At 62.2% G+C, this 15,643-nt stretch carries 13 protein-coding genes and 1 pseudogene; 8 read left to right on the top strand and 6 right to left on the bottom strand.

Going from position 1 to position 15,643, the window contains the following annotated elements:
• The first annotated feature begins 89 nt into the window (after positions 1–89).
• Positions 90–3,833, top strand: a complete 3,744-nt coding sequence (locus tag QUH67_RS19450; RefSeq protein ID WP_300940452.1) for a vitamin B12-dependent ribonucleotide reductase — start codon at positions 90–92, stop codon at positions 3,831–3,833.
• A gap of 38 nt (positions 3,834–3,871) precedes the next feature.
• Positions 3,872–4,312, top strand: coding sequence for an ImmA/IrrE family metallo-endopeptidase (locus QUH67_RS19455; protein WP_300940453.1), 441 nt, complete (start codon positions 3,872–3,874; stop codon positions 4,310–4,312).
• A gap of 741 nt (positions 4,313–5,053) precedes the next feature.
• On the opposite strand, the gene QUH67_RS19460 is transcribed toward QUH67_RS19455, so the two are convergent.
• Entirely contained in the window at positions 5,054–6,418 is a 1,365-nt protein-coding gene (locus QUH67_RS19460) for a hypothetical protein (protein ID WP_300940454.1), read from the bottom strand.
• Positions 6,419–6,787: 369 nt separating this feature from the next.
• Here QUH67_RS19460 and QUH67_RS19465 point away from each other — a divergent pair, with 369 nt between their 5' ends.
• Positions 6,788–7,138 (top strand): zinc ribbon domain-containing protein YjdM, encoded by a 351-nt coding sequence (locus QUH67_RS19465; protein WP_300940456.1) that lies wholly within the window; start codon positions 6,788–6,790, stop codon positions 7,136–7,138.
• 126 nt (positions 7,139–7,264) lie between these two features.
• Complete coding sequence (locus QUH67_RS19470; RefSeq protein ID WP_300940458.1) at positions 7,265–7,438, top strand: hypothetical protein; 174 nt, start codon at positions 7,265–7,267, stop codon at positions 7,436–7,438.
• Positions 7,439–7,565: 127 nt separating this feature from the next.
• Here QUH67_RS19470 and QUH67_RS19475 read toward each other — a convergent pair whose 3' ends face one another.
• Entirely contained in the window at positions 7,566–9,038 is a 1,473-nt protein-coding gene (locus QUH67_RS19475) for a hypothetical protein (RefSeq protein ID WP_300940459.1), read from the bottom strand.
• 252 nt (positions 9,039–9,290) lie between these two features.
• Complete coding sequence (locus QUH67_RS19480; protein ID WP_300940460.1) at positions 9,291–9,683, bottom strand: hypothetical protein; 393 nt, start codon at positions 9,681–9,683, stop codon at positions 9,291–9,293.
• A gap of 175 nt (positions 9,684–9,858) precedes the next feature.
• Here QUH67_RS19480 and QUH67_RS19485 point away from each other — a divergent pair, with 175 nt between their 5' ends.
• From QUH67_RS19485 to QUH67_RS19500, 4 genes are all read left to right on the top strand, one after another.
• Positions 9,859–10,548 (top strand): hypothetical protein, encoded by a 690-nt coding sequence (locus tag QUH67_RS19485; RefSeq protein ID WP_300940462.1) that lies wholly within the window; start codon positions 9,859–9,861, stop codon positions 10,546–10,548.
• Positions 10,549–11,314: 766 nt separating this feature from the next.
• Positions 11,315–12,658, top strand: a complete 1,344-nt coding sequence (locus QUH67_RS19490) for a hypothetical protein (protein WP_300940463.1) — start codon at positions 11,315–11,317, stop codon at positions 12,656–12,658.
• A gap of 15 nt (positions 12,659–12,673) precedes the next feature.
• Positions 12,674–13,006 (top strand): hypothetical protein, encoded by a 333-nt coding sequence (locus QUH67_RS19495; protein WP_300940464.1) that lies wholly within the window; start codon positions 12,674–12,676, stop codon positions 13,004–13,006.
• 92 nt (positions 13,007–13,098) lie between these two features.
• Positions 13,099–13,926, top strand: coding sequence for a hypothetical protein (locus QUH67_RS19500; RefSeq protein ID WP_300940465.1), 828 nt, complete (start codon positions 13,099–13,101; stop codon positions 13,924–13,926).
• A gap of 69 nt (positions 13,927–13,995) precedes the next feature.
• Here QUH67_RS19500 and QUH67_RS19505 read toward each other — a convergent pair whose 3' ends face one another.
• From QUH67_RS19505 to QUH67_RS19510, 3 genes and pseudogenes are all read right to left on the bottom strand, one after another.
• On the bottom strand, positions 13,996–14,133 hold the full coding sequence (locus tag QUH67_RS19505; RefSeq protein ID WP_300940466.1) for a VOC family protein: 138 nt from the start codon (positions 14,131–14,133) through the stop codon (positions 13,996–13,998).
• Positions 14,134–14,195: 62 nt separating this feature from the next.
• Positions 14,196–14,366 (bottom strand): annotated as a pseudogene (locus QUH67_RS34980) (VOC family protein); the annotation flags it as partial.
• Positions 14,367–14,536: 170 nt separating this feature from the next.
• Positions 14,537–15,523 carry a tripartite tricarboxylate transporter substrate binding protein gene (locus tag QUH67_RS19510; RefSeq protein WP_300940468.1) on the bottom strand — a complete coding sequence of 329 codons (987 nt, stop codon included), beginning with the start codon at positions 15,521–15,523 and terminating at the stop codon, positions 14,537–14,539.
• Positions 15,524–15,643 lie beyond the last annotated feature (120 nt).

Here is a 15,643-nt window from a genome sequence, read left to right on the forward strand (position 1 = left end):
GGCGACAATCCCGGTGCAGGCCGTCGGCTCACTGATAACATCCGGGCCAACCGCAGTGGGCGGACCCGGGCAAAGACGGGGCACTACCAATGCGAATCGAGCGGCGCAACACCACTTCCGGCCAGTCTCCTTACACGGGGATTGATTTCAGGCTGACGACATCGGAGATCCGCAACCCCGATGGTTCGATCGTGTTCCGGCTCGAAAATGTCGAAGTGCCGCAGTTCTGGTCGCAGGTCGCCTCCGACGTGCTGGCGCAGAAGTATTTCCGCAAGGCCGGCGTCGCCGCGCGTCTGAAGAAGGTCGAGGAAGAGACCGTGCCGTCGTGGCTGTGGCGCTCGGTGCCCGACACCGAGGCGCTGGCCCTCCTCCCGGAATCCGAACGTTTCGTCAGCGAGCTCAGCGCAAAGCAGGTGTTCGACCGCCTCGCCGGCTGCTGGACCTATTGGGGCTGGAAGGGCAAGTATTTCTCGTCGGAAGAAGACGCGCAGGCGTTCTTCGACGAATTGCGCTTCATGCTCGCCAAGCAAATGGTCGCGCCGAACTCGCCGCAGTGGTTCAACACCGGCCTGCACTGGGCCTATGGCGTCGACGGCCCCGGCCAGGGCCATTATTACGTCGATCCCTTCAGCGGCAAGCTGACCAAATCGAAGTCGTCCTACGAGCATCCGCAGCCGCACGCCTGCTTCATCCAGGGCGTCGGTGACGACCTCGTCAACGAGGGCGGCATCATGGATTTGTGGGTGCGCGAGGCGCGCCTGTTCAAATACGGCTCCGGCACCGGCTCCAACTTCTCGCGTTTGCGCGGCGAAGGCGAAAAGCTGTCCGGCGGCGGCCGCTCCTCCGGCCTGATGTCCTTCCTCAAGATCGGCGACCGCGCGGCGGGCGCGATCAAGAGCGGCGGCACCACGCGCCGCGCGGCCAAGATGGTCGTGGTCGACGCCGACCACCCCGATATCGAGACCTATATCGACTGGAAGGTGAAGGAGGAGCAGAAGGTTGCCGCACTCGTCACCGGCTCCAAGATCAACCAGAAGCACCTGAAAGCCGTGCTGAAGGCCTGCGTGAACTGCGAAGGCTCCGGCGACGACTGTTTTGACCCGGAAAAGAACCCTGCCCTGCGCCGCGAGATCAAGCTCGCGCGCCGCGCGCTGGTGTCCGACAACGTCATCAAGCGCGTGATCCAGTTTGCAAAACAGGGCTACAAGGACATCGACTTCCCGACCTACGACACCGACTGGGATTCGGAAGCCTATCTCACCGTCTCCGGCCAGAACTCCAACAACTCGGTCTCGCTGAAGGACGATTTCCTCCGCGCCGTGGAAACCGACGGCGACTGGAACCTGATCGGCCGCACCAACAAGAAGGTGACCAAGACGCTGAAGGCCCGCGAGCTCTGGGAAAAGATCGGCCACGCCGCCTGGGCCTCGGCCGATCCCGGCCTGCACTTCAACACCACCATGAACGACTGGCACACCTGCAAGGCGTCCGGCGACATCCGCGCGTCGAACCCGTGCTCGGAATACATGTTCCTGGACGACACCGCGTGCAACCTCGCCTCGGCGAACCTGATCACGTTCTATTCGACCACGACCAAGCGGTTCGACATCGAATCCTACGAGCATCTCTGCCGCCTGTGGACCATCGTGCTGGAAATCTCCGTCATGATGGCGCAGTTCCCGTCAAAGGCGATCGCCGAACTCTCCTACGAGTTCCGCACGCTGGGCCTCGGCTTTGCCAACATCGGCGGCCTGCTGATGACCATGGGCCTGCCGTACGACTCCAAGGAAGGCCGCGCGCTGTGCGGCGCGCTGACCGCCGTGATGACCGGCGTCGCCTATGCCACCTCGGCCGAGATGGCCAAGGAGCTCGGCCCCTTCCCCGGCTACAAGAAGAACGCCGCGCACATGCTGCGCGTGATCCGCAACCATCGCCGCGCGGCGCACGGCGAATCCCGCGGCTATGAGGCGCTGGCGGTGAGCCCCGTGCCGCTCGATCACGCTTCCTGCCCGCAAGCCGACATCGTCGACCGCGCCAAGGCGGCCTGGGACCAGGCGCTCGAGCTCGGCGAACTCAACGGCTACCGCAACGCGCAGACCACGGTGGTGGCGCCGACCGGCACCATCGGCCTCGTCATGGATTGCGACACCACCGGCATCGAGCCAGACTTTGCGCTGGTGAAATTCAAGAAGCTCGCCGGCGGCGGCTACTGGAAGATCATCAACCAGGCGGTGCCGGTGGCGCTGCGGACGCTCGGCTACAGCGAGGCCGACATCGCGGAGATCGAGGCCTACGCCGTCGGCCACGGCTCGCTCTCCAACGCCCCCGGCATCAACGTCTCGACGCTGAAGGCCAAGGGCTTCACCGACGAAGCACTTGCAAAAGTCGAGAAGGCGCTGCCGACCGCGTTCGACATCAAGTTCGCCTTCAACAAGTGGACCTTTGGCGAGGATTTTCTGCGCGAGACGCTGAAGATCGCAGCCGAGACGATCGCGGCCCCCGGCTTCGACCTGCTCGCCGCCCTCGGCTTCACCAAGCGCGAGATCGAGGCCGCCAACGTCCACATCTGCGGCGCGATGACGGTCGAAGGCGCGCCGCATCTGAAGGCCGAGCACTATCCGGTGTTCGACTGCGCCAACCCGTGCGGCAAAATTGGAAAACGCTATCTGTCGGTCGAGAGCCACATCCGCATGATGGCGGCGTCGCAGCCGTTCATCTCGGGCGCGATCTCCAAGACGATCAACATGCCGAACGACGCCACCGTCGAGGATTGCAAGCAGGCTTACCTGCTGTCCTGGAAGCTCGCGCTGAAGGCCAACGCGCTCTACCGCGACGGCTCGAAGCTGAGCCAGCCCCTGAACTCGCAGCTCATCAGCGACGATGACGACGAGGATGACGGCATCGACACCTACTACGACAAGCCGATGGCGGCGCGCACCGCGCAGGTGTCGGAAAAGATCGTCGAAAAGCTGGTCGAGCGCATCGTGGTGATGCGCGAGCGCGAAAAGATGCCGGACCGCCGCAAGGGCTACACCCAGAAGGCGGTCGTCGGCGGCCACAAGGTCTATCTGCGGACCGGCGAATATGACGACGGCCGCATCGGCGAGATCTTCATCGACATGCACAAGGAAGGCGCGGCGCTGCGCTCCTTCATCAACAACTTCGCCATCGCGGTGTCGCTCGGCCTGCAATACGGCGTGCCGCTGGAGGAGTATGTCGACGCCTTCACCTTCACCCGCTTCGAGCCGGCCGGCCCCGTGCAGGGCAACGACTCGATCAAGTACGCGACCTCGATCCTCGACTATGTGTTCCGCGAACTCGCGGTCAGCTACATGTCGCGCTTCGATCTCGCGCACGTCGATCCGACCGAGTCGAATTTCGACGCGCTCGGCAAGGGCGTCGAGGAAGGCAAGGAGCCGCACGACGGCCACCAGGCCAACAAGTATCTGTCCAAGGGCCTGACCCGCTCGCGCACGGATAATCTGGTGGTGATGCGCGGCGTCGACGTCGACGCCCGCGGTTCCGGCAACGTCACCGCGATCGGCGGCCACGGCCCCAGCGCCCGCCTCGCCGACACAATGGAAGGCGCCGTCGCGCTGAAGCAGGAAGCGGCCCACGACCTGTCGCCGACGGAACGGCTGGAAGCCGTGCAGTGGAGCAAGGCCGGCAGTGCGGCGGTGGCGGTGGCGCCGAGCAAGGCCGAACGCCGGGCGGAAGCCAAGGCCAAGGGCTACGAGGGCGAGATGTGCTCGGAGTGCGGCAACTTCACGCTGGTGCGGAACGGGACGTGTATGAAGTGCGATACGTGTGGAAGTACCACGGGGTGTAGCTGAGTCAGTTTTAGAACTAACTGTAACTCGGAGATAATGTCATGTCGGGAGACGACGAAATCGAGTCGGCCGCGCGCAACCTGCGGATCAAGCTTGGAATCGACGACCAACTTCGCCCCGACATGCCGACGGTGGTATTCAAGCTAAAAGATCACGGAATGATCAGGGATTACGTTCGCGTCCCTGATCATGAAATGCCAGATGATGAGGCCAGATACGACTCGTTTCAAAAACTTCTCTACATTCGCGAAAGCACATTTTGCGCCGCGAACTCCATGTTTACGTATTCAGTGGTAGAGCGGCGAAGGGCCAGGTTTACTATTGCTCACGAAGTAGGTCACGTCGCTTTGGGCCACGATGGCGTTCGTTTTCGCGGAAGTACCGCAGCTCCAGCAGAACAGATCGTCCAAAAGATTCGACGGCAAGAAAACGAAGCTAATCGATTTGCAGCAGCCTTCCTTGCACCAGCACATCTAGCCTAGATGACATCACAAATGACACCAGAAGAAATTGCGGAGCGTTTCGATATCAGTATCAGTGCCGCAAAGATCCGCGGTCCGGAACTGGAGAGGCTTCGCCGAATATCAAAAGGCATTAAACGTCCGCTCCCAAAGAGCATCGTTGAGTTCTTACAAGACGCCAAGAAAAAGGGACACAGAGTAACAAGCCTAGACGATTAGCGATGTCCGATGACGGCCAAAGGTAGGCGCATTAGAACTCGTAGGTGGTTTACGCCCTTAGCTAATCCGGCCTAGACTTGATCGATTACGCGATTACGGCGATTACGGTGATAGTGCACTTAACTCTAAAGCCCAGCCTGGCAACCACCGCATAAGACCAAGCAATAGTTGAGTGCACTGTCACCGTAATTCCGAGGCTTGGCGAGAGCTCGCCATGAGAAATGCCGCCGATACATTGCTCAGGTTCCTATTGACGTTCACTGAAATGGATTTTCGCTAACGGCGTCGTCTGGTCTAGCTAACTCACCCTCCTCGCTCAAGTAACGTGAGAAACTGAGATTACGGTGCACTGTCACCGTAATTCCAACTACAAGGGCGATCACCCTCAGAGCGGTGATCTCGCTGCATGATCGGCAGCGGCGACAGAGAGATTGGCGGGCCGTAAAGCTCGCAGGTGGATAGCGGAGCGCAACCGCGCTGCGGATGGAATTTGAAAATTAAAGGGCCGCCAAAATGGCGGCCCTTTGTCACGGCTGCCGCTGGCTAAGCAGCCGACTTGCTGAACCTTACGCTATAGATCGCCGCCACGGTGCTCTCGGCAAACTCGTAGGCGCTAATGTTCTTGCCTACCTTTTGAGGGTCCCACAGGGCCATCTCGATCACGAGCCGGTAGTTCCTCATTACTTCAACAAGATGCTTGCTAAGAAAGGTTTGCGGATTTGTCTTCCATACCAGAAGACCGTCCTTGTCCACATCGAGCAATGCCCGCAAACCGTAGAGCAGCGGCACAATGAAGCCGTCTGGACATGTGTAATTTACCGGACGCTGAAAGAACGGCGTTGTCGGCTTGGCCCTGAGATATTTAGGGTTCTTGTCCGCAGCCTTTTCGGGATCGTAGATCCTCACCGCAGAGATCTTTCCGAAGCTGCCACCAGCCTTGTTATACGCCAGCGGAATCTCCTCGAAGAGAATATCGTACAAGTCAGGAAAGACTCCAGCGATCTTCATCGCACACTTCACAGCCTCGTTGTGAACCTGAACAGCATAACCGCCTTCCGTCGGGTTCGACACATCACTGTGCTCCAAGAGCTTGTTAAAGACTGAAACACAGACTGCTTTGTTGCGATAGATCTGGTTCGGATTAACGCGCAGGCCGCCGGGCAACTTCAGCTTTGACAAAGCCACCCAACTGAGCGCGATTACATCGCGAACCTTGATGCGGCCACCATCATTGGTCTTCCATTCCACTTCCGGCACCAACGACGTCGGGAGATGCTCTTTAAAAATGTCGTAGAAGCCTTTCTTGTTGGCCTTCGTTTCTTCGCTCAATTGGACGTTATTATTGCGAGCCGCTCCGATCTCAAGAAGCGAGCTACGGAACGTCTCAACAGTTTCTTCATCGTGCATGTCGGCCGGAACGAGAATTTCGATCGGCATCTCAAATTCAAGCGCTTCGACAATTTCTGAAATCGCCGTCCTGTTCTCGGCCCACGCTTTCCGGAACGCATCCCAATCTTTGATCCGATTGAGTTCACGATCGCTCATCCCAGCCTCACGCAGGATATGCCGTCCAGCCGCCAGCGCATTGTGGCCGCCGTCAAGGATGCCCTCCGTCTCCGGCTCGACAAAGCTAAGCTGATACCTATCGCGATCAAGAATCTTATAGGACGAAGACGCGAGCAGAATCCCCTTTGTCTTCGCCGGAAACAACTCTGCCGGCTGGCGAAGGCTGTCTTCGATGTCAGCCGTTACCGAGCCTTTCTTTGCCGATCGCGGATTTGCGGCAAGATCATCGGTATCCAACAACTGCACTACCGATTTGGGCGGTAGCAAGCCGTAAAACTTCCGAACAGGGCCGACGACCTGTTCAGTGCACTGGTTAATCTTGATAGTGAGAGATTTGTTCATTTTGGTCCTCTGCATAGGCTAGAGGACCGATCCCGGATGGATCGCGACGGCAACAAATGTGGCCGTTATAGCGTCAATTCCGAAACCAGTCCTGGTTTCCATTTCCGGCCCCTATCCAGGAGCCAGTTCCCAAATACAGATGTCGGCGCGCATCCGCAAGTGGTTATCAACGAAGTTTTCTCGTAATCCGCAGCTCTCGCGATTAAGTCGGTGGGAATTACGGTGCCAGCGCACTCAACTCCGGAAAGCCAGCAGCGCATGGCATTACCCATCGGCCAACTTCCAGCCTGACGTCTCCCGCCGCCTTCTTTGCTTGATTTACCCGGACATGACCCTACGGTGCTCGCCAACAGGGGAACGAGGTCGACGATGGACGACGCCATGAAATGCCCGGCATGCCAATCCGAGCATGCCTATCAGGATCGCGGCCTGTGGGTTTGTCCCGAATGCGCGCATGAATGGAGCGCCGAGGCGGCCGCTGCCGTGGAGGCCTCGCCCGAGCCGGGCGTCCGCGACAGCAACGGCAATGTGCTGGCCGATGGCGACAGCGTCATCGTCATCAAGGATCTCAAGGTCAAGGGATCGTCATCGGTCGTCAAGGGCGGCACCAAGGTCAGGAACATCCGCCTCACCGAGGCGAGCGATGGCCACAACATCGCCTGCAAGATCGACGGCATCGGCGCGATGAACCTGAAATCGGAGTTCGTGAAGAAGGCGTAGCCGGCGCGGCCGCAGAATTGTCGACGTAGCCCGGATGAGCGGAGCGATATCCGGGACACCTCCAACATCGCCCCCGGATATCGCTGCGCTCATCCGGGCTACGCTTAACTTTCCGGAAGCACCGCAATGAACGAAAATCGATCTTACGGGGTTCGCGTCGAGGGCGCGAAATACGGCGTCGGCTTCGGCTCGGCGCTGGCCATCGCGATCTCCTACACCAACAACCATTCGATCCTGTGGGCGATCATCCACGGCCTCCTGGGCTGGCTCTACGTGATCTATTTCGCGCTGTTCAAGTAAGCGAGTAGCCCGGACGAGCCCACGGGTCGCGCAAATGCGCGCCCGATGACAGGCTCCGCAATATCCGGGACAACTCTGACATCGCCCCGGATATCGCGCAGCTCATCCGGGCTACGCTCGCTGCGCGCTATTTGGTGCTTTTCCAACCCTCGTCAGTCCACTTCAACGTCGTCGCCGTCTTTCCCTCGACGACGTGAACGATGGCACCCTCCAGACGCCCCGCTTCAGACAATGCACGCTGAATGGACGGCAGGTCGTTGCGGGTCGGGAAGCCCGTAGAGCCCGAGGTCTTCGTGACCATCGCGCTCCCCTTGCCTCCCTCGATACCAAAGCGCCTTTCCCCGATTTGCACTCGGCCAAACTGGCCGTTCATCAAGTCCTGGTGAGAAGGGTATCCACCCGGGCGGGTACTCGTCGTCACATGAACGTCTCCGCTCTGCTTGATGGTGATGCCTCCGTAAGGTTCAGTGCCGGTACCTTTTGGCTGCGTGTACGTTACCCCCGGCGGCAACGACTTTTGCGGGCTGGCCGCCGCAGTAGCGCCGCCCGCTACCACCTGGAAGTCGGCACCCTGCCCGTCGCTCGCACCCGCGACCACCCGGGTCTTCGATGGATCCAGTCCGAGCGCCTTCGACATGCCCGCCTGGCCGGGCTCCACCATGTAGGCGCTGCGGTCGACGATCACCTTCGGCTCCGCGGGCGCGTGCGGCGCGGCATCCGGCAGTTTTCGATTGATGATCTCGCCCGAGACGGAAGAGTCTACTTGTGGACTCTTGCTCGGCGCGCCTGATTTTAACGCGTAGACGTCGGTTGCGACAGCAATGCCGGCGTGCGTCGCCGCGGCAAGACATTCCGTCGTGGGTCCGTTCTTGCAGGCATTGTAGGCGTCACCGACCGATTTGCCGGTTTGGATGCCGGCGTAGGCCGCAAACACGGGACCGCCAAGTGCCCCAAATGCAAGCGGCTGGAGGACGGCTGCCGGAGAACGAATCCGGTCGAACCCATTCTTCACCTGTGCGTCCCGCGCGATCTGAACGCGTGTCAGTTCTCTTTCGTTGGCTTCTTTTTGTTCCTGCTGGGCCCACTGCTGCTTGGATTTTTGATCTTCGTAGACGACCTTTTTTTCACCTTCGGTAAAAAACGGAAGTTCTCGCCCCTGGTCGTCCTTCCACGTATTGTTCCGGCCGTAGTTCCAGACCATATCGCCGGTCATCTTGGTGGCGTTGTACTTCGGGGTAGCCCAGGTATCCATACCATCAGACACACGGTTCCGAGCATGCTGAAGTCGCTTCTCATAAGGCTTCTTCGAGATCGCGCGGTCCTCCGCGATCTGCGCGTCGATCCTCTTCAAGGCCGCATCGGTCTCGCCATAGATTTGTTCGTCGGTAAACTGCGGGATCGTGACAAGAGACCCTGTTGTCGGCCAGCCCCCGATGGCTTTGCGCTGCGGCGCGTTTTCCGCCGGCGCGGCATCATCGTCGGGAGCCGCTTTGGCCTGATCGACTTCCCTGTTGAATTGTTTTGCCTGCTTCTTCTTGTCGGCATGATCATCGCCAAGCCTCATGCTCATCCTTGGCTCGCCGGTTGGTTCAACACCCATCTGCGTTTACCTTTCTGTTTCTTGTCTATCCCGATCGTATCGGGCGACTCTGCTGAGGCGTGCATAGCCTTCGACGCTTCCTCACGGAGCGATGAGCTGAAGACGTAATCCGCCAGTCCACGTGACCAAGTCGGCGGGTTACGCTTCGCTAACCCGCCCTACTCGCTCGACAGCCTGGCCGGAGCGACTCGTCGTCCCCCGGCCAGGTCGCCATGACGTTCGGCCCGATGCGGGCGCGCCATTCCGTCAGGCTCAGATCGGGATTTTAATCCCCCAGACGTGCGTCCCACTCGGTGTCGTGTCGTGGGTGGGGCGGATGTCTGGGAGCTTAATGTCGGGGGAGGAATCGGGCTTCTTGCGAATGGGCGTCGTGAGGTCAGGTCCGTCGGAGCGGGGGCCGCTCATGGGGCCCTTGCCAGCATCGCCGTGGGGAGTGAGGTCTGGTTTCTTCTCCGGCTGGCCCGGCGGACGCAGGTAATTGCAGCCCTCCTGCGGCCGGCGGCTCAGTCCTGGAGGGCACGATTCCTGGCTGAGCGCCTGGTCGAATTTGGCCTTGGTCGCCATGTCGTCAGCCAGATTGGTGCCGCTGCGATGGATCGGCTGATGGGCGGGGGCGTTCCCCGCGCCGCTTATTCCGTCTCCCATTATCGTCTCCTCTGCTGCGTGGTGCGTGTGTCGGATGCCCGCGCCGGCGGCATGCCGGTGCCCGGGCGCCTGTGACGGCGCGTGCATAAAGACACGAGCGCGCCCCGCCTTCTGTGATATGCCGCATGCCCCTGCTCGCTTCGCGCGAACAAGCCAACCGAAAGGCAAACCCGAGATGAGACGGCTTGTCCTTGCTTCGCTCGCCCTCCTCGCCTGGAGCCTGCTGCAGGCCGCGCCCGTCTCCGCCCAGCTCAAGGACAATCCCGACAACGCGTGCCGCAACGGATATTTTCCGCGCGAGAGCACGAACTACCGGCTGGCGAAAATCACAGGCACGGCCGGCGACAAAATCCATTTCCACGGCGATGACAGCGCGCGCTGCCCGGACGATGCGGCCTGCCGCCTGAAGACCTATGTCATCCCCGGCGATGAAGTCCTTGCCTCGCGGACGCTCGGCAAGTTCGCCTGCAGCTGGTTTCAACCGCGCAAGGGCACCGAGACGGTCGGCTGGATCGAGACCGACCGGCTGGCGTGGCAGGCGAACACACGACCGCCGGCGATGCGGGATTGGCGCGGCGAATGGCGCGCCTACGACAATGTCATCCGCATCACACCATCGAAAGCGCCCGGCACGCTCGCCATCAAGGGCGAGGCCATCTGGGGCTCGGGCGCCCGCACCCACAGCGGCGAACTCGATTACGACGCCAAGCCTGATGCCGACAAAATGAAATTCGGCGACGGCACCGACGAAAACGACTGCCAGGTCACCATGCAGCTCGTCGGCAAGCTGCTGGTCGTCGGCGACAACCTGCACTGCGGCGGCGCCAACGTGTCGTTTTCAGGGGTGTATCGACGGAAGCGATAGCGCAGGGACCGTAGCCCGGATGAGCGAAGCGACATCCGGGAGCCGCTCTATCGCTGGCTCCCGCATATCGCGTTGCTCATGCGGGCTACTACTCACGCCAATCCGCCCCGCAACGCTGCGGCGCCGACACAACTTCGATAGGCCGACATGTGAACGGCGCCACACGTCACGCGCGCATTGCGGTAGTAATGTCACCTGGCTTTGGCACGGCAGGCAACATAGGAGGCGACAATGCGATTGCTTCATGTGACGTTGGTCGGGGCGCTGGTGGCGGTACCCTTGGCAATCATCGGGAGTAAACCGGCGACCGCTGCGCAGCATTGCAAATGCACCCACTTCAATCCTTCCAGCGGGATTTGCACGGACTTCGGGTTCTGCGAGCAACTACTGCTAGGCGCCGACAGCTTCATGCCATTCCGCAACACCAAAGCTTGTCGCCGTACACAAGCGATCCTGTGCGAATTCAACTCGTGCAAGGTCGTCTGCGGCCCGAGAAAGGCGTAACGTCGGGACACATCGTGGAGCGCGCATTTGCGCGACCCCGTTGGCTGGAAGCGTAGCCCGCATGAGCAACGCGACATGCGGGACTGCTCTATCAACTTGCTCCCGCATATCGCGCTGCTCATGCGGGCTACTCGCTCGCTTTGGCGTGTCGGCGTCAGCACGTCTTCGCCGCAAGCGATGTGAGAAAGATCACTGAACCGATCTCGCCTTTCCTTCATGCCAGCGACCACCCCCGGGGCGTCGGCATGAAGGAAAGACCGCGATGGGACTGCTCGACAGCGTTGGTGGATTCGCCAGGGAAGCCAAAGACAGCATCGCGCACGCCGCGGAGAAAACCGCGCACGCGGCCGGCGATGCCTTCAGCACCGCGGTCGAGGAAGCCAAGGCGGGGGCCAACGCCGTCGCCACCGTGGTCCGCGACGTCGATGCGACCAAGCAGCAGGTCGGCGCGTGGATCGATGCGAAGGAGCAGCAGCTCGAGCAGAAGGTCGACGAAGGCCGCGCCTGGCTGCGCGACAAGGGTGGCGTCGCGGGGCAAGTGGCCTCCGCCCAGATCGGGCTCGTCGAAGGCGTCGCGACATCCGTCTACGGCGCCGGCAAGGGCATCGTGCAGCTCGCGGACGGCGCATCATCGCTGGCCAATCCGCTGGAATGGGCGGCCAATCCCGACGCCAATATCGCGCGCCTCAAATCCGCCGGTCAGACCGTCGAGACGCTGGGCAAGATCGCCGGCATGGTTCAGCCCACCAGCTGGCTCACCGATCCGAAAGGCAATGCGCAGCTGGCCGGCGCGCTGTGGGACAGCGCCGCCACCAGCTTCACCAAGGACCCGGCCAAGTTCGTCGGCAACGCCGTCGGCACCGTCGGCATGTTCTTCATCCCGGGCGGGCAAGGCGGCGCCGGCGCTGCTGCGGTCGCCGACACCGGCCGGGCCGCGACGGTCTTGAACGACGTCGGCAAGGTCGCCGAGATCGCCAAGCTCGCCGATGCCGGCAAGGCCGCCGAGACCGTCAACGCCGCGGGCAAGCTCGTCGGAGTGGCCGAGGATGCCGGCGCTCTCACCCGCGTCGCGGCGCGCGGCATCGACGACGTTGCCGGCGGCGCCATCGCGCGCGGCGAGCCGTTTGCGTTCGGGGTCGGCGATCGCAGCGTCCGGGCCACGGCCATCATCGACCGGTCGGCGCAGGCACTCGGCCGCAACGCGGCCAGCCTGGTCGACAATGTGGTTTATGATGCGGCTGCACAGTCACCCTATTTCACGGTCGATCGCGCCACCGGCCTGCGTTCGATCACGCTCGACGCCGCCACCTTCGGCAAGACCGAGGCCGGGCAATTGGTCGCCGGAACCCATGAGCTCGTCCATGCCGAGCAGTGGGAGGCGGTGCTGAGTTCACATGCCGGCAATCTCACCACGGCCCATTCGGCGATGTTCAGGACTTCGCGCCTGGACTATGCGATCCGTGAAGTCGTCACCGAGCGCCGCGCGCTGCAAGCCGTGGACAGCCTGTTGGGCGGCATCACGCCGCAACAGGTTGGACACTCGAGCCGATATATTGAATTCTGGCAGCAGCGCGTGATGGCGCTCGGCGGCAGCCGGGTTCCGTGAGGTGGAGACAACGTCATGACGATACGCGGTTACGGGAGGGCGACGCCCTTGCAGATGGACATGCTCGAGCTGGGCGGCGAGATCCTGTCATCGGGCGGCAGCGAGCCGGCGAGCGACGACGAGCGCCTCAGCGCCATGAAGGAGGCACGCCAGGCGCTGACCAACCAGACCGGACGCGATTTTGGATTCGATCTGGCGGCGTGGCATCAATTCCTGCTCAACGACGCCAGGCTCTCGGAAGAATACACCTTCGATTACGCCTGGAAGGCGGTCAAGAAACGGATCGACGAACTGCTCGACGATCCCGACCGATTGCGGCTTGAGAAGCTGCTCAACGGGCATTCGTAGGCTGACCGAAGTCCTCCCGAAAATTTCTATTGAACATTGTTCATTTTCAGGCTACCCATTCTTGAGCAACGCTCACAAATGAGGAGCCGACCATGCACCCCGCCCCCGGCATCGACCTCGCGATCGGCCAGCGCCGCCGCTCGGCTGCGTGGATCAGGCACGCGCCGACGGTCATCACCGTCGGCCTGATCGCGCTGCTGGCGCTGCACGGGCGCATCGCGCATCCGGCGCACTACCATGATTTTGCCGATCACTCGTCCGCCTTCGGCATTCCCCATGCGGGCGACGTGCTGTCCAACGCAGGCTTCGCGCTGGTCGCGATCTGGGGCTGGCTGAGCTTGCGGCCGCACCGCGCCAGCGCGCCATTGCGCGCGGGATGGCCGGGCTACCGGCTGTTCCTGATCGGACTGCTGCTGACCGCGTTCGGCTCCGCGTTCTATCATCTGGCCCCCGACAATATCAGCCTGATCTGGGACATGCTGGCGATCGCGCTGGTGTGCGCCGGCCTGATCGCCGGCGTCCGCGGCGACACCCTGGGATCGAACAGCGGGCCGGAGGTGATCGCGCTCGCCCTCTATGCCGTCGCCAGCGTCGCATGGTGGGCCATCACCGACGTGAACGGCGCAGCCGACCTGCGGCCGTATCTGCTGCTGCAAGGCCTCGCGCTGATCCTGATCCCGCTCTGGCAGGCCATCCATCGCGCGCCCCGCGCCGATCGCATCGCCTTCGGCACGGCCATGGCGCTGTACATCCTGGCCAAGCTCGCCGAAATGTTCGACCACGAGATCGCGGCCGCGCTCGGCGTCGTCACCGGCCACACCCTGAAGCACCTGATCGCGACGGCCGCGACGGCCGCGGTGGTCTGGGGATTGAACCGGCGATTGTCGCGGGACGCGCCCGCGCCGCGCCGGGAGGCGTAAGCCCGGATGCTATTGGTGCGTCCCGTCGATGCGCATCAGGTGCTCCCGTGAAAGTGGGCCAGGCTGCGCCTATGCACCCGGCTGCATGTAGCCGGTCTGGTGGACTTCCAAGATCGTGCCGTCCGGGTCCTGCAGAAAGATCTGGTACCAGCCGCCGATCGCCCAGACCCCATAGTCGGCGAACGGGATGTTCTTCGCCCGCAGCATGGCCTTGAACGCCTCGATATCGTGCGGAACGCGACGCCGAGATCCTGCGGGGCGATGTCAAACTCGGTGGTGCCGTCGGTCAGAAACGCGACCGTGCCGTCGTAGCCCTGCGACGTGATCCGCGCATCGTCGTAGCCCGGCGCCGGTTTCATGTTGAAGAGGGATTGGTAGAAATCCGCAACGGCGCCAACGTCCTTGGTGGAATAGTTCACATGGTGGAGCTTCAGTTCCATGGCCTTGCCTTTCGTTCGTTGACGCGCATCGGGCCGACCAGCGGAAGCGGTCCTCCGCCGCGCTCAAAAGCGACGGAGAACCAGCGGGTTACGCGGAATTTATCATCGCGCGAGATCGCCCTTGCCGCTACTTTGCATGGGGTTGTTTTCGCTGTTTTTGTTTCCGCCCCTCACTTCGCCAGCCCGAGCGACTTCAGCGCCTTGCCGTTGTCCTCGTCGTCCGCCTTCATGAACGCGCCATACTTCGCCGCGTCCAGATAGATCATGTCGAAGCCGCGGCGGGTCATGAATTCCTTGAACTCGTCGCTGTCCCAGGCCTTCTTGATCGCGGTCTCGTAGGTCTTCGCGATCTCCGGCGGCAGGCCCTTGGGCGCCGCGAAGCCGCGCCATACGCCCTTGTGCCATTTGTGGCCGGTCGCCTCCTCGGTGGTCGGCACGTCGGCAAAGTTCGGCGCGCGCTTCGGCGAGAAGAACACCAGGCTGCGGATGCGCCCGGCCTTGATCAGCGCCTCGGCCTCCGGCATCGAACATGCGACGAAGTCGACGCCGCCGGCGGCGAGATCGGTCAGCGCGGTCGCCGCCCCCGTGGACGGCACCCAGCGGATCGAGGTCGGCGAAAGGCCCTCGGCCTGCATCAGGCCGGCGAGCGCGACATGCCAGCTGCCGCCCTGCCCGGTGCCGGACGCGACCACCTTGTTCGGGTTCGCCTTGATGTGCGCGAACAGCTCCTTGACGTTCTTGTAAGGGCTGTCCGCCTTGACGTGGATCGCGGCAAAGTCCTGGTTGACCAGCCCGAGCGGCGTGAATTTTTCGAAGGTCAGATCGGTGAGCCCGGCCCAGTGCATCAGGGTGATCTCGAGCGTGATCAGCCCGAACGTGTAGCCGTCGGGTGCGGCGGTCGCGATCGCCTGGTGGCCGACCACGCCGGAGCCGCCGGTGCGGTTCACGACGTTCACCGGCTGCTTGAGATCGCGCTCCAGCATGATGGCGATCTGCCGCGCCACCGCATCGGTGCCGCCGCCGGCGGCCCACGGCACGATCAGCGTGATCGGCCGATCCGGGAACGCGGCCTGCGCGCTGCCGAAACTGAGGAGACTTGCGGCCGCAAGCACGGCAAGCGCAAGCCTTCTGGCATGGCGGATTATCTGGCGAAACATTCGCAACCCCTCCCCATTGTTTTTGATGCGCCTGGTGTGACGCCGCGCTTATTGCGCTGTCCGCATTCCGGCGGCGGGGCGCGGTATTGTCAAGGGGAGCAGGCAGGGCGGATCAGCGCA

This window comes from Bradyrhizobium roseum (assembly GCF_030413175.1).
GTDB lineage: Bacteria > Pseudomonadota > Alphaproteobacteria > Rhizobiales > Xanthobacteraceae > Bradyrhizobium > Bradyrhizobium roseum.

Coding starts and splice junctions, on each gene's coding strand:
- QUH67_RS19470 (WP_300940458.1), top strand. CDS start 7,265: ATGAACGAAAATCGATCTTACGGGGTTCGCGTCGAGGGCGCGAAATAC.
- QUH67_RS19475 (WP_300940459.1), bottom strand. CDS start 9,038: ATGGGTGTTGAACCAACCGGCGAGCCAAGGATGAGCATGAGGCTTGGC.
- QUH67_RS19490 (WP_300940463.1), top strand. CDS start 11,315: ATGGGACTGCTCGACAGCGTTGGTGGATTCGCCAGGGAAGCCAAAGAC.
- QUH67_RS19460 (WP_300940454.1), bottom strand. CDS start 6,418: ATGAACAAATCTCTCACTATCAAGATTAACCAGTGCACTGAACAGGTC.
- QUH67_RS19510 (WP_300940468.1), bottom strand. CDS start 15,523: ATGTTTCGCCAGATAATCCGCCATGCCAGAAGGCTTGCGCTTGCCGTG.
- QUH67_RS19500 (WP_300940465.1), top strand. CDS start 13,099: ATGCACCCCGCCCCCGGCATCGACCTCGCGATCGGCCAGCGCCGCCGC.
- QUH67_RS19505 (WP_300940466.1), bottom strand. CDS start 14,133: ATGCTGCGGGCGAAGAACATCCCGTTCGCCGACTATGGGGTCTGGGCG.
- QUH67_RS19455 (WP_300940453.1), top strand. CDS start 3,872: ATGTCGGGAGACGACGAAATCGAGTCGGCCGCGCGCAACCTGCGGATC.
- QUH67_RS19480 (WP_300940460.1), bottom strand. CDS start 9,683: ATGGGAGACGGAATAAGCGGCGCGGGGAACGCCCCCGCCCATCAGCCG.
- QUH67_RS19465 (WP_300940456.1), top strand. CDS start 6,788: ATGGACGACGCCATGAAATGCCCGGCATGCCAATCCGAGCATGCCTAT.
- QUH67_RS19485 (WP_300940462.1), top strand. CDS start 9,859: ATGAGACGGCTTGTCCTTGCTTCGCTCGCCCTCCTCGCCTGGAGCCTG.
- QUH67_RS19495 (WP_300940464.1), top strand. CDS start 12,674: ATGACGATACGCGGTTACGGGAGGGCGACGCCCTTGCAGATGGACATG.
- QUH67_RS19450 (WP_300940452.1), top strand. CDS start 90: ATGCGAATCGAGCGGCGCAACACCACTTCCGGCCAGTCTCCTTACACG.